The following is a 13,256-nucleotide window of genomic DNA, read 5'->3' as shown; positions in this document are numbered from 1 at the left end:
CCCGCTCACTCGCCGCGGCGCCGGATCTTGTTCCCGAGCCACACCAGCGGATCGTACTTACGGTCCGCGGCGCGCTCCTTGAGCGGGATCAGCGCATTGTCGGTGATCTTGATGTGCTCGGGGCAGACCTCGGTGCAGCACTTGGTGATGTTGCAGTAGCCGAGCCCGTGCTCGTCCTGCGCGGTGGCCTTGCGGTCGAGACCGGACTCCGGCGCCGCGTCCAGCGGATGCATGTCGAGCTCGGCGATGCGCATCAGGAAGCGCGGACCGGCGAAGGCGGTCTTGTTCTCCTCGTGGTCGCGCACCACATGGCAGGTGTCCTGGCACAGGAAGCACTCGATGCACTTGCGGAACTCCTGGGACCGCCCCACGTCCTCCTGCTGCATGCGGTACTCGCCGGGGGCCAGCTCCGCGGGCGGGACGAACGCCGGGATCTCCCGGGCCTTGGTGTAGTTGAAGGACACGTCCGTGACCAGGTCGCGGACGACCGGGAAGGCCCGCATCGGCGTGATCGTGAGGGTCTCCGTACGGTCGAAGACCGACATCCGGGTCATGCACATCAGCCGCGGCCGGCCGTTGATCTCCGCGCTGCACGAACCGCACTTGCCCGCCTTGCAGTTCCAGCGCACCGCGAGATCGGGGGCCTGGGTCGCCTGGAGGCGGTGGATGATGTCGAGCACCACCTCGCCCTCGTGCACCTCGACCGAGTAGTCCGCCAGGCCGCCGGCGTGCTCATCGCCCCGCCACACCCGGAAATGCGCCTGGTAGACGCCCGACCGCTGCTCTTCCTGCGACACGCTCACCGGCTCAGCTCCTCGTCCGTCAGATACTTCGCCAGCTCGTCCTTCTCGAACAACTCCAGCAGATCGCGGCGGATCGGCGGGGTCTCGCGCCGGGAGAGCCGGATCTGGCCCAGCGCCGGGTCCGCGGTCCGCGCCTCGCCCTGCGGGTGGGCGACCTCGCAGACCAGATTGATGTTGCGCCAGCCGCGGTCCATCGCCGGATGGTCGTCGCGGGTGTGCCCGCCGCGGCTCTCCTCCCGCTCCAGCGCCGCCCGCGCCACACACTCGCTGACCAGCAGCATGTTCCGCAGATCGAGGGAGAGGTGCCAGCCCGGGTTGTACTGCCGGTGGCCCTCGACGCCGGCCCGGCGGGCCCGCACCCGCAGATCGGCCAGCCGCTTGAGCGCCTCGAACATCTCGCTCTCCCTGCGGATGATGCCGACCAGGTCGTTCATCGCCTGCTGGAGCTCCTGGTGCAGGGTGTACGGGTTCTCCGCCGGACCCGTCTCGCGGCCGGCGTCCTCTCCGGCTTCCTGCCCGCCCTCGGCGCTGAAGGGACGCAGCGCCTCCGCCTCCGCCGCGTCGATCTGCAGCGGGTCGGGTACCGGCCGCCGGTCCAGCGCGGCCGCGTACGCGGCCGCGTGCAGCCCCGCCCGGCGGCCGAAGACCAGCAGGTCGGACAGTGAGTTGCCGCCGAGGCGATTGGAGCCGTGCATGCCGCCGGCCACCTCACCGGCCGCGAACAGCCCCGGTACGCCGGTCGCCGCCGCGGTGTCCGGGTCGACCTCCACCCCACCCATCACGTAGTGGCAGGTCGGGCCGACCTCCATCGGCTCGGCGGTGATGTCCACATCCGCCAGTTCCTTGAACTGGTGGTGCATCGAGGGCAGCCGGCGTTGGATGACCTCGGCCGGCATCCGGGTGGAGACGTCCAGATAGACGCCGCCGTGCGGGGAGCCGCGGCCCGCCTTGACCTCGGCGTTGATGGCGCGGGCGACCTCGTCGCGGGGGAGGAGTTCGGGCGGGCGGCGGTGGCGTTCGGGATCCTCGTACCAGCCGTCGCCCTCCTCCTCGGTCTCCGCGTACTTCTCCTTGAAGACGTCCGGGATGTAGTCGAACATGAAGCGCTTGCCGTCGCTGTTGCGCAGCACCCCGCCGTCGCCGCGGACCGACTCGGTGACGAGGATGCCCTTGACCGACGGCGGCCAGACCATGCCCGTGGGGTGGAACTGCACGAACTCCATGTTGATCAGCGGCGCCCCGGCCAGCAGCGCCAGCGCATGGCCGTCACCGGTGTACTCCCAGGAGTTCGAGGTCACCTTGAAGGACTTGCCGATGCCGCCGGTGGCCAGCACCACCGCCGGAGCCTCCAGCACGAAGAAGCGGCCGGACTCCCGGTCGTAGCAGAACGCGCCGGCGACCTGCCCGGAGCCTGCGCCGGGGCCGCCGGCCGGCTCCTTGAGGATCCGGGTGACGGTGCACTCCTGATAGACCTTCAGCCGGGCGTCGTACGCGCCCAGTTCCCGCTCGTCCTCCTGCTGGAGCGCCACGATCTTCTGCTGGAGGGTACGGATCAGCTCCAGGCCCGTACGGTCGCCGACATGCGCCAGCCGCGGGTACTCGTGGCCGCCGAAATTCCGCTGGGAGATCCGGCCGTCCGCGGTGCGGTCGAAGAGCGCGCCCCAGGTCTCCAGCTCCCAGACCCGGTCCGGGGCCTCCCGGGCGTGGAGTTCGGCCATCCGCCAGTGGTTGAGGAACTTGCCGCCGCGCATGGTGTCCCGGAAGTGGACCTGCCAGTTGTCGTGCGCGTTGGCATTTCCCATGCTGGCCGCGATACCGCCCTCGGCCATCACCGTATGGGCCTTGCCGAACAGGGACTTGCAGATCACGGCCGTGCGCATGCCGGCCTCGCGGGCCTCGATGGCGGCGCGCAGTCCGGCGCCGCCCGCGCCCACCACGACCACGTCCCATGCCTGCCGGTCCACATGCGCCATCGCGGGGCACACCTTTCCGTAGAAGAACTGTCAAAGGAGTTGCTGTTGCACAAGGAGAAGGGGAGGGGCGCTCGTCAGAAGAAGCGCGGATCGGCGAGGGCGCCGCTGGCCAGCAGGAAGACATAGAAGTCCGCGACGGCCACGCTGATCAGCGAGGACCACGCCAGCTGCATGTGCCGCGCGTTGAGCTTGCCGATCCAGCCCCACAGCCGGTAGCGCACCGGGTGCCGGGAGAAGTGCCGCAGCCGGCCGCCGACGATGTGCCGGCAGGAGTGGCAGGAGAGGGTGTAGGCCCAGATCAGCACGATGTTGGCGAGGAAGATCAGGGTGCCCAGGCCCATGTGACCCCAGGCGTAGTTCTCGTCGCGGAAGGTCAGCGCCGTGTCGTAGGTCAGTACGCCGGCGACCAGCACCGCGAAGTAGAAGAAGTAGCGGTGGATGTTCTGCAGGATCAGCGGGAAGCGGGTCTCACCGGTGTACTTCTTGTGCGGCTCGGCGACCGCGCAGGCCGGCGGCGAGGCCCAGAAGCCCCGGTAGTAGGCCTTGCGGTAGTAGTAGCAGGTCAGCCGGAAACCCAGCGGGAAGATCAGGATGAGCAGCGCGGGGGACAGGCCCCACCAGCTGCCGAAGAGCTCCCAGTTGGGGCCGCCGCGCATGGTGTGGCAGTTCTCCGCCAGGCACGGCGAGTAGAACGGCGAGACATAGGGCGCGTGGTAGTAGTCGGCGTTCGCGAAGGCCCGCCAGGTCGAGTAGACGATGAACGCGAGCAGCCCGGCGGCGGTGCAGGCCGGGGCCAGCCACCAGCGGTCGGTGCGCAGATGGCGGGCGGGGATGGCGGCGCGCGAGGTGGAGTGCACGCCGGTCGCGTCGGTGTGCGAGGAGGGTTCGGTGCCAGTGGCCAACGTCGGTCTCCGTGAAGGGCGCTCCGTCCGGGCGGCGGTGGAAGGCGCGCGGCCGGGGCGGGGCGGGACGGGATGAGGGGCGGACGGTGGGGCTCGTGCCACGGCCGCTCAGGGCGCGTGGCCGTTCCTGGAGCCCAGGCCCTCGTCCTCCGCGTCGGTCCACAGCGCGGAGTTGTAGGGGGCGTCGGAGATCGTCACCATCTCGACGGTGGCCGCACCCTGGCGCCGGGGCCCGCCGGCCGCCGCGCTCTGCTTGAGCAGGCCGAGACTCTCGCGCAGATGGTCCGTGTCGCTGCGGACCCGGCGGATGTCCAGGCCGGCGCCGAGTTGCGCCTCCAGCTTCCCCACCGACCGGGCGAGATGGTCCAGGCTGCGTTCAACCGCCGTCAGATCATCCTTAAGGGACATATGACGTGCCCTCACTTCTGAAGGTGTGGTGGGCGATCTCATGCGCCCGAGAGTGTCGCGCGTCACAGTAGGGGTTGGGAAGGGGGTGTGCGGGATTACGACTCGAACCGGTGCGTTTCGGCAACGGTGCGGGCCCGGCACCCCTCGAACGTCGATACGGAACCGGGCGCGCCGCGGGCTGCTGCGGTCCGCCGTGCGGTGACCCCGTGACCCCGCCGGGGCCCGGGAGGTTGGGCCGGGCGGGTGGCCTTGGGGTGGTGGCCGTCGTGTCGGGCGGCCGGTCCGGGCGCGGTCGCTTTCAGTGGGGGTGCCATAGATGTGATGAGCCGCAAACTCGGCCGAACGTGGTGCGCCGGTCAGGCCCAGGCGGTGCTCGGCGCGGCGCGGGTGAGCCCGGAGGTAACCGTCATGACCGACCACGACCACCCCTCAGGCCGCCGCGCGGCGTGCCGCAGACGCCGTTGTGCCGCGCTCATCGCGGCGGGGGCGCTGCTCCCGCTGCCGGCCCTGACCGGATGCAGCAGCGATGAACGGGAGGCGTCGGTCTCGGCGTCCCAGGACATCGCCCCGGCGCCGCGCGGCGAGCTGAAGGACGGCGGCACCCTGCGCTGGGCCATCGACGCGATGCCCGGCACCCTCAACGCCTTCCAGTCCGACGCCGACGCGACCACCGCACGGATCGCCGGGGCAGTGCTGCCCGCCATGTTCACCCTCGACGCGAACGGTCGGCCGCAGCGCAACGCCGACTATCTCGACGCCGCGGACGTCAGCGCCCGCGACCCCAAGCAGATCGTCACGTACAAGATCAACCCCAAGGCGCGGTGGAGCGACGGATCGGCGATCACCGCCGCCGACTTCATCGCCCAGTGGAACGCGCTGTCCGGCAAGAAAAACGCGTTCTGGACCGCCCGCAACGCCGGCTACGACCGGATCGGCACGGTCGAACAGGGCGCGGGCGCCCACGAGGTGAAGGTCACCTTCGCCCGGCCCTATGCCGACTGGCGGTCGCTGTTCACCCCGCTCTACCCCAAGAGCGTGATGGGCAACGCCGACGCCTTCAACGAGGGCGCACGCGAGCAACTCAAGGTCGGTGCGGGCCCGTTCCTCGTCCAGGAGCGGGACACCGAGGAGGGGCGCGTCGTCCTCGTCCGCAACCCGAAGTGGTGGGGCGACCGCGCCAAGCTCAAGAAGATCGTGCTGGAGTCGCTGCCCGGCGACAAGCGGGCCGCGGCGCTGGCCGACGGGAGCGTCGATGTCGCCGCGGTCGACCAGTTCGCCGCGAAGCGGGTCGCCTCCGCCCGGCGCGCGGCCTCCCACAAGCCCGGCGACGGCAACGCGGGACCGCAGGGCGACGGGGCCAAGGCCGACGCCAAGGCCGTCGCCGGACAGAACGCGGTGCTGCGCGGCTACACCGTCCGCAAGGCCCTGGAGCCCGCCTACACCCAGCTCGCCCTCAACGGCAGCAGCGGGCCGCTGGCCGATGACCGGGTGCGCCGGGCGGTGGCCCGCGCCCTCGACCGGCAGGTGCTCGCGGACGCCGTCCTCAAGCCGCTGGATCTGCCCTCCCGGCCGCTCGGCAGCCATCTGCTGATGGCCGGGCAGAGCGGCTACGAGGACCACAGCGACGCCCTCGGCGGCCAGGACACCGGGGCGGCCAAGGCGCTGCTCGCGGACGCCGGCTGGAAGAGCGACGGCAGCGACCGGCAGCAGGCCGGCCAGAACGCGGGCGCACCCGCCCCCGGCTCGGACGACCGCTACGACGGCGACCCGTACGGGGACGAGTCCGCGGGGGACGGGGCCGACGGCCGGGGCGGGTACGACGACGGCGCCGACGACCGCAACCCGGCACGGCCCGGCCGCGGGCACGCAGCCGTCCTGGGCGAGCACGGCGCGGACGCCCGGCCCGCCGCCGCCGAGGCCCCGCTGTCCTTCACCGGCGCGGTCGGCTCGGAGGTCCAGCAGTCCGCCCTGCTGCGGCAGAGCGCCTCGTTCTACAAGCAGGCGGCCGCCGGTGAGAAGGACGCGGCGGGCGGCGACACGGAGTCGGCGGCGTACGCCAAGTACACGCGCTACAAGAAGCGCGCGGCACGGGCGCTGGGCTCCGCCGAGATGATCGAGACCGGCCAGGCCCCGCACCTGCCGGGCTCCGGCGGGCACCCCGGCGCCCGGCACGCCGCGGCCGAGCGGTCCGCGGCCGCCGCACCGCAGCCGGCCGGTGACCGGGCGGGCCGTATCGCCGCCGTCAAGAAGAACGGCAGGCCGCTGACCCTGCGCTTCGTGGTCCCCGACGGCGCCGCCTCCGCGCAGCTGCGCACCGTCGGACGGCGGATCTCCGAGATGCTCGGCAAGATCGGCGTGCAGACCTCCGTCCAGCGGGTCTCCGACGCCAGCTACTTCCAGGACCACATCGCCTCCGGCGACTACGACCTGGCGCTGTACTCCTGGCCCGGCACCGCCTACCCGGCGACCGACGCCCGCCCGATCTACGCCAAGCCGCAGCCCGCGCCCGACGGCTCGCTGACCGTCGAGCAGAACTACACGCGGGTCGGCACCGACCACATCGACCAGCTCTTCGACCAGGCCTCCTCCGAGCTGGACGAGGGCTCCGCGCGCACCCTGGTCGCACAGGCCGACGCCCGGATCTGGGCGGCCGCCGGGTCGATTCCGCTCTACCAGCGGCCCGAGCTGGTGGCCACGAAGAAGACGCTCGCCAACGTCGGCGCCTTCGGCTTCGCCACCCCCCGCTTCCAGGACATCGGGTACACGAGGTAGGGGACCCCGCCGGCCCCCACCAGCCCTCACCAGAGCCTCGCGAGGGAAGGTAATCGCAGGTCAGAGGCGGTATGGACGGGCTGCGGCGGCCAGTGCCGCCGCAGCCACGTACCATGGGGTGAGGCCGTGGCGTGCTGAGATGCCCGGCGGGCGCGCGTACCGGATGGACGCGTCGCCACCCACGATTCCGGGAGAAGCGCCGCCAGTATGCCCACCCGTCACGACATTCGTAACGTAGCCATCGTCGCCCACGTCGACCACGGAAAGACCACTCTCGTCGACGGCATGCTCAAGCAGGCCGGATCCTTCGCCGAGCACGCCGCCGAGAAGCTCGACGACCGGATGATGGACTCCAACGACCTGGAGCGTGAGAAGGGCATCACGATCCTCGCCAAGAACACGGCGGTGAAGTATCACCCCAAGGACGGCGGGGACCCGATCACGATCAACATCATCGACACCCCCGGCCACGCCGACTTCGGTGGCGAGGTCGAGCGCGGTCTGTCGATGGTCGACGCGGTCGTCCTGCTGGTCGACGCCTCCGAGGGTCCGCTGCCGCAGACCCGCTTCGTGCTCCGCAAGGCCCTCGCGGCCCGGATGCCGGTCATCCTGTGCATCAACAAGACCGACCGTCCCGACTCCCGGATCGACGAGGTCGTCAACGAGACCTACGACCTGTTCCTGGACCTGGACGCGGACGAGGACCAGATCGAGTTCCCGATCGTCTACGCCTGCGCCCGTGACGGCGTCGCCTCGCTGACCAAGCCGGAGGACGGCACGGTCCCGGGCGACAGCACCAACCTGGAGCCGTTCTTCCACACGCTGCTGGAGCACGTCCCGGCCCCCGAGTACGACGAGAGCGCCCCGCTGCAGGCGCACGTCACCAACCTCGACGCGGACAACTTCCTCGGCCGTATCGCGCTGCTCCGGGTGGAGCAGGGCGAGCTGCAGAAGGGGCAGACCGTCGCCTGGATCAAGCGCGACGGCACCGTCTCCAGCGTCCGCATCACCGAGCTGATGATGACCGAGGCGCTCACCCGCAAGCCCGCCGAGAAGGCCGGCCCCGGCGACATCTGCGCGGTCGCGGGTATCCCCGACATCATGATCGGCGAGACCCTGGCCGATCCGGAGAACCCGATCGCGCTGCCGCTGATCACGGTCGACGAGCCCGCGATCTCCATGACCATCGGCACCAACACCTCCCCGCTGGTCGGCCGCGGCGGCACCGGCAAGGGCGCGGACGCCAAGTCCGCGGTCAAGGACCGCAAGGTCACCGCCCGCCAGGTCAAGGACCGCCTGGAGCGCGAGCTGATCGGTAACGTCTCGCTGCGCGTGCTGGAGACCGAGCGCCCCGACGCCTGGGAGGTGCAGGGCCGCGGTGAGCTGGCGCTGGCCATCCTGGTCGAGCAGATGCGCCGCGAGGGCTTCGAGATGACCATCGGCAAGCCGCAGGTGGTCACCAAGCAGGTCGACGGCAAGACCTACGAGCCGATCGAGCGCATCACCATCGATGTGCCCGAGGAGCACATGGGCGCGGTCACCCAGCTCATGGGCACCCGCAAGGGCCGGATGGACAACATGTCCAACCACGGCTCCGGCTGGGTCCGCATGGAGTTCATCGTCCCGTCCCGCGGTCTGATCGGGTTCCGTACCGAGTTCCTGACCAACACCCGCGGCACCGGTATCGCGCACTCCATCCACGAGGGCCACGAGCCGTGGTTCGGCGAGCTGAAGACCCGTAACAACGGCTCGCTGGTCGCCGACCGCGCCGGTGCCGTCACCGCCTTCGCGATGACCAACCTCCAGGAGCGCGGTGTGCTCTTCACCGACCCGGGCACCGAGGTGTACGAGGGCATGATCGTCGGCGAGAACTCCCGCGCCGACGACATGGACGTCAACATCACCAAGGAGAAGAAGCTCACCAACATGCGCTCCGCCTCGGCCGACTCCTTCGAGGCGATCGTTCCGCCGCGCAAGCTCTCCCTGGAGCAGTCCCTGGAGTTCTGCCGCGACGACGAGTGCGTCGAGGTCACCCCGGAGTCCGTGCGCATCCGCAAGGTCGTCCTGGACCAGAAGGAGCGCGGCCGCACGGCTTCCCGCGCGAAGCGCTGAAGGACCGCGCCGAGCGGTAACGCCTGCCGCCGGGATTCCGGAAACGCGCCGAAGGGGCGCCCCTCCACGTGAGGGGCGCCCCTTCGGCGTTCCGGCGGGGCCGCTTCGCGTCCCGGTGCGGCGGTCCGTCCCGCTCCCCGGGGGCCTGTCCCGTTCCCCGGCGGCGTTGTCAGTGGCCGGCGCCAGACTGGGGGCATGACGCAGACGACGAAGATCGAAGCCGGTCGTGGGATCGCGACGCTGATCAATGTGTTCACCGTGCTGCCCGAGCGGCAGGCGGAGCTGGTGGCGCTGCTGAGCCGGGCCACCGAGGAGACGATGCGGGACCGGCCGGGCTTCCTCTCGGCGAACCTCCACGCCAGTGCGGACGGCGAACGGGTCGTCAACTACGCCCAGTGGGAGAGCGAGGCGCACTTCCGGGCGATGCTGGCCGATCCGGCGGCGCAGGAGCACATGACGCAGGCCGCCGCGCTGGCGGAGTCCTTCGACCCGCGGATATACGCGGTGGAGGGCGTCCACCACGCCTCGGGTGCCGCTTCCTGATCCACCGGGCCGGCACCGGGGCCGCCCCGCCGTGGGGCGGCCCCGCCCACCCCAAGCCGATCGGGCATACGGGGGTTTTCTCGGGTCTCCGGAGCAGTGGCGGTCGCCGCCGAAGTGCGATACCTCCCGCTTTGCGATCTTATGTGGGCTGGGCAGGAGTCCGGACCTGAGGAGGCATCATGCGGGGAGCCACCCTCGCGAAGTGGGCCCTGTGTGCCGCCGCCACCGGTCTGACGGCCACCGCGTGCGGGGGCGGCGGCGGGGCGAGCGCCGGGGTGGTCAGTGCCTCCTGGGGAGATCCGCAGAATCCGCTGGAGCCGGCGAACACCAATGAGGTCCAGGGCGGCAAGGTCCTGGAGATGCTCTTCCGCGGCCTCAAGCGGTACAACCCGAAAACGGGCGCCGCGGAGAATGTGATCGCGGACCGCATCGAGACGAAGGATTCGCAGCATTTCACCGTCACCCTGAAGGACGGCTGGACCTTCAGCAATGGCGAGAAGGTCACCGCCCGTTCCTTCGTGGACGCCTGGAATTACGGGGCGCTGCTGACCAACGAGCAGAAGAACGCGCCGTTCTTCCAGTACATCGACGGCTTCGCGAAGGTGCACCCCACCACCGGAACCCCTACGGCCAAGACGCTGTCGGGGCTGGTGGTGAAGGACGACAAGACCTTCACCGTGACGCTCAACCAGAAGTTCTCCAGCTGGCCGGACACCCTGGGCTATTCGGCCTTCATGCCGCTGCCCCAGGCGTTCTACAAGGACCATTCCGGGTGGCTGCGAAAGCCGGTCGGCAACGGGCCGTACCGCGTGGATTCCTATGAGAAGGGGTCCGTGCTGCGGATGCGGAAATGGGGGAAGTACCCGGGGTCCGACCCGGCGCGGAACGCCGGCATCGATCTGCGGGTCTACACCGACAACAACACCGCGTACACCGATCTGCAGGCCGGCAACCTCGATCTCGTCGACGATGTACCGGCCTCACAGCTCAAGAGCGTGACATCGGACCTCGGCAACCGGTACATCAACCAGCCGGCCGGGATCATCCAGACCCTCACCTTCCCCATGTACGACAAGGCGTGGGGCGGACCGGGCAAGGAGAAGGTCCGGCGCGGACTGTCGATGGCCATCGACCGGGACCAGATCACCCGGGAGATCTTCCGGCGGACGCGGACACCCGCCACGGACTGGACCTCACCGGTACTGGGCGCGGACGGCGGCTACAAGGCGGGGCTCTGCGGCGAGGCCTGTGTGTTCAACCCCGGCCGGGCCCGGCAGCTGATCAAGCAGGGCGGCGGGCTGCCCGGCGGACACATGACCCTCACGTACAACGCCGACACCGGCTCCCACAAGGACTGGATCGACGCCCTCTGCAACAGCATCAACACCTCGCTGGGCAGCGACAACGCCTGCACCGGCGCGCCGGTCGGGACCTTCGGCGACTTCCGGAACAAGATCGCGGCCAAGCGGATGAGCGGCCCCTTCCGGGCCGGCTGGCAGATGGACTACCCCCTGATCCAGAACTTCCTCCAGCCGCTCTACTACACCAACGGCTCGGCGAACGACGGGAAGTTCAGCAACCACGGCTTCGACACCCTGGTGGACAAGGCCAACGCGGAGACCGACACCGGTCAGGCCGTCGCGACCTTCCAGGACGCCGAGAAGGTCCTCGCCGCGCAGATGCCGTCCATTCCGCTCTGGTACCAGAACGGCAGCGGCGGCTACTCGGAACGGATCAGCAATGTCTCGCTGAACCCGTTCAGCGTGCCGGTCTACAACGAGATCAAGGTCAACTGACCGTGGTGTGAGGGAGGTGGACGCTTCATGGGACGGTATGTGATCCGGCGGCTGCTCCAGATGATCCCGGTGTTCATCGGCAGCACCTTCCTGATCTTCTTCATGGTCTACGCACTGGGCGACCCGGTGGCCGCGATGTTCGGCGAGCGCGCCCCCGACCCCGCCACCGCCGCGCAGATCCGCCGCGAGCTCTACCTCGACGCGCCGCTGTGGAAGCAGTACCTGCACTACATGGGGCAGATCTTCCAGGGGAACTTCGGCACCGCGTTCAACGGCCAGTCGGTCACCGAGCTGATGGCCTCCGCCTTTCCCGTCACCCTGCGGCTGACGGTGGTCGCCATCGTGATCGAGATGGTGGTGGGCATCGTGCTGGGGGTGTTCAGCGGGCTCCGGCGCGGCCGCGGCATCGACACCTCGGTCCTGGTCCTCACCCTCGTCGTGGTGTCCATCCCGACCTTCGTCAGCGGCTATCTGCTGCAGTTCCTGTTCGGGGTGCAGTGGGGCTGGGCCGCGCCGTCGGTCTCCCCGGAGGTACCGCTGAACGAACTCCTGCTGCCCGGGCTGGTGCTGGCGCTGGTCTCGCTCGCCTATGTGACCCGGCTGACCCGGACCTCGATCGCGGAGAACGTCCGCGCCGACTACGTCCGTACGGCCGTTGCCAAGGGCCTGCCGCGCCGCCGGGTCATCACCCGCCATCTGCTGCGCAATTCGCTGATCCCGGTCGTCACCTTCATCGGCACCGACATCGGCGCCCTGATGGGCGGCGCGATCGTCACCGAGCGCATCTTCAACATCCACGGCGTCGGATACCAGCTCTACCAGGGCATCCTGCGGCAGAACTCACCGACCGTCGTGGGCTTCGTGACGATCCTGGTGCTGGTCTTCCTCCTCGCGAATCTCCTCGTCGACCTGCTGTACGCCGTCCTCGACCCGAGGATCCGCTATGCCTGAGCCCACTGCCCCCAAGGAAGCCATCGGCCACGGCGACGGCGGCTCCGCCGCGCTGGCCATCGGCGAGGCGGAGTCGCTGGAGCGGCGGCCCGGTGCGGCCCCGCCGGGCGCCGGTCCGCCCGGCGGGGTGCCCGCCGGCAAGCCCCGCAGCCTGTGGAGCGACGCCTGGCACGATCTGCGCCGCAACCCCGTCTTCGTCATCTCCGCACTGGTCATCGTCTTCCTGGTGATCATCGCGATCTGGCCGCAGCTGATCGCCACCGGCAACCCCTACCGCGCGGACCTCGCCAAGGCGCAGCAGGGCTCCCAGCCCGGCCACCCCTTCGGCTTCGACACCCAGGGCCGGGACGTCTACACCCGGGTGGTCTACGGGGCCCGCGCCTCGATCACCGTCGGGGTCTGCGCCACGACCGGCGCGGCGCTGCTCGGCAGCCTGCTGGGCGGGCTGGCCGGCTTCTTCGGCGGCTGGTCGGACACCCTGCTGTCCCGGATCGCCGACATCTTCTTCGGCATCCCGGTGATCCTCGGCGGGCTGGTCTTCCTCTCGATGGTCGCCAGCAGCACGGTCTGGCCGGTGGTCGGCTTCATCGTGCTGCTCGGCTGGCCGCAGGTCTCCCGGATCGCCCGCGGCTCGGTGGTCACCGCCAAACAGAACGACTACGTCCAGGCCGCACGGGCGCTGGGCGCCGGCAACGGGCGGATGCTGCTGCGGCACATCGCCCCGAACGCCGTCGCGCCGGTCATCGTCGTCGCCACCATCGCGCTCGGCACGTTCATCGCGCTGGAGGCGACGCTCTCCTACCTGGGCGCGGGGCTGAAGCCGCCCACCATCTCCTGGGGCATCGACATCTCCACCGCGTCCCCGTACATCCGCAGCGCGCCGCACATGCTGCTGTGGCCGGCGGGCGCGCTGAGCATCACGGTGCTGGCGTTCATCATGCTCGGCGACGCGGTACGCGACGCCCTCGACCCCAAGTTGCGCTGAGGAGCGGGAAG

The 13,256-nt window shown here is 70.2% G+C and carries 10 protein-coding genes; 6 read left to right on the top strand and 4 right to left on the bottom strand.

The window, feature by feature from the left end; genetic code table 11:
* Positions 1 to 5 precede the first annotated feature (5 nt).
* From OIU81_RS12410 to OIU81_RS12395, 4 genes are all read right to left on the bottom strand, one after another.
* The gene (locus tag OIU81_RS12410) at positions 6 to 803 is read right to left on the bottom strand and encodes a succinate dehydrogenase/fumarate reductase iron-sulfur subunit (protein WP_329146805.1); all 798 of its coding nucleotides are present in this window, start codon (positions 801 to 803) and stop codon (positions 6 to 8) included.
* Complete coding sequence (locus OIU81_RS12405) at positions 800 to 2,776, bottom strand: fumarate reductase/succinate dehydrogenase flavoprotein subunit (protein ID WP_329146803.1); 1,977 nt, start codon at positions 2,774 to 2,776, stop codon at positions 800 to 802. The genes OIU81_RS12410 and OIU81_RS12405 overlap by 4 nt, the downstream gene beginning before the upstream one ends.
* Positions 2,777 to 2,850: 74 nt before the next feature.
* Positions 2,851 to 3,678 (bottom strand): hypothetical protein, encoded by an 828-nt coding sequence (locus tag OIU81_RS12400; protein ID WP_329146801.1) that lies wholly within the window; start codon positions 3,676 to 3,678, stop codon positions 2,851 to 2,853.
* 108 nt (positions 3,679 to 3,786) lie between these two features.
* Entirely contained in the window at positions 3,787 to 4,086 is a 300-nt protein-coding gene (locus tag OIU81_RS12395) for a hypothetical protein (RefSeq protein ID WP_329146799.1), read from the bottom strand.
* A gap of 408 nt (positions 4,087 to 4,494) precedes the next feature.
* Here OIU81_RS12395 and OIU81_RS12390 point away from each other — a divergent pair, with 408 nt between their 5' ends.
* From OIU81_RS12390 to OIU81_RS12365, 6 genes are all read left to right on the top strand, one after another.
* The gene (locus tag OIU81_RS12390) at positions 4,495 to 6,858 is read left to right on the top strand and encodes an ABC transporter family substrate-binding protein (protein ID WP_329155077.1); all 2,364 of its coding nucleotides are present in this window, start codon (positions 4,495 to 4,497) and stop codon (positions 6,856 to 6,858) included.
* A gap of 207 nt (positions 6,859 to 7,065) precedes the next feature.
* Positions 7,066 to 8,970: a translational GTPase TypA gene (gene typA / locus OIU81_RS12385; protein ID WP_329146797.1), complete on the top strand. Its 1,905-nt coding sequence runs from the start codon at positions 7,066 to 7,068 to the stop codon at positions 8,968 to 8,970.
* A 195-nt stretch (positions 8,971 to 9,165) separates the two neighbouring features.
* Positions 9,166 to 9,513: a putative quinol monooxygenase gene (locus OIU81_RS12380; RefSeq protein ID WP_329146795.1), complete on the top strand. Its 348-nt coding sequence runs from the start codon at positions 9,166 to 9,168 to the stop codon at positions 9,511 to 9,513.
* A gap of 179 nt (positions 9,514 to 9,692) precedes the next feature.
* A complete protein-coding gene (locus OIU81_RS12375; protein ID WP_329146793.1) occupies positions 9,693 to 11,309 on the top strand; it encodes a peptide ABC transporter substrate-binding protein in 1,617 nt (538 codons plus the stop codon).
* Positions 11,310 to 11,336: 27 nt separating this feature from the next.
* Positions 11,337 to 12,260 carry an ABC transporter permease gene (locus tag OIU81_RS12370; protein ID WP_329146791.1) on the top strand — a complete coding sequence of 308 codons (924 nt, stop codon included), beginning with the start codon at positions 11,337 to 11,339 and terminating at the stop codon, positions 12,258 to 12,260.
* Positions 12,253 to 13,245 (top strand): ABC transporter permease, encoded by a 993-nt coding sequence (locus OIU81_RS12365; RefSeq protein ID WP_329146789.1) that lies wholly within the window; start codon positions 12,253 to 12,255, stop codon positions 13,243 to 13,245. Before OIU81_RS12370 ends, OIU81_RS12365 begins: the two co-directional genes overlap by 8 nt.
* The last annotated feature ends 11 nt before the right edge of the window (positions 13,246 to 13,256 follow it).

The organism is Streptomyces sp. NBC_01454 (genome assembly GCF_036227565.1).
Taxonomy (GTDB): Bacteria; Actinomycetota; Actinomycetes; order Streptomycetales; family Streptomycetaceae; genus Streptomyces.
The sequence above is the reverse complement of the archived record's forward strand: the minus strand, read 5'-3'. Positions and strand labels throughout refer to the sequence as shown.

Bases quoted from the DNA above. Each gene is read 5' to 3' on its own strand.
- OIU81_RS12405 (WP_329146803.1), bottom strand. From the start codon at position 2,776: ATGGCGCATGTGGACCGGCAGGCATGGGACGTGGTCGTGGTGGGCGCG.
- OIU81_RS12395 (WP_329146799.1), bottom strand. From the start codon at position 4,086: ATGTCCCTTAAGGATGATCTGACGGCGGTTGAACGCAGCCTGGACCAT.
- OIU81_RS12390 (WP_329155077.1), top strand. From the start codon at position 4,495: ATGACCGACCACGACCACCCCTCAGGCCGCCGCGCGGCGTGCCGCAGA.
- typA (WP_329146797.1), top strand. From the start codon at position 7,066: ATGCCCACCCGTCACGACATTCGTAACGTAGCCATCGTCGCCCACGTC.
- OIU81_RS12380 (WP_329146795.1), top strand. From the start codon at position 9,166: ATGACGCAGACGACGAAGATCGAAGCCGGTCGTGGGATCGCGACGCTG.
- OIU81_RS12375 (WP_329146793.1), top strand. From the start codon at position 9,693: ATGCGGGGAGCCACCCTCGCGAAGTGGGCCCTGTGTGCCGCCGCCACC.
- OIU81_RS12370 (WP_329146791.1), top strand. From the start codon at position 11,337: ATGGGACGGTATGTGATCCGGCGGCTGCTCCAGATGATCCCGGTGTTC.
- OIU81_RS12365 (WP_329146789.1), top strand. From the start codon at position 12,253: ATGCCTGAGCCCACTGCCCCCAAGGAAGCCATCGGCCACGGCGACGGC.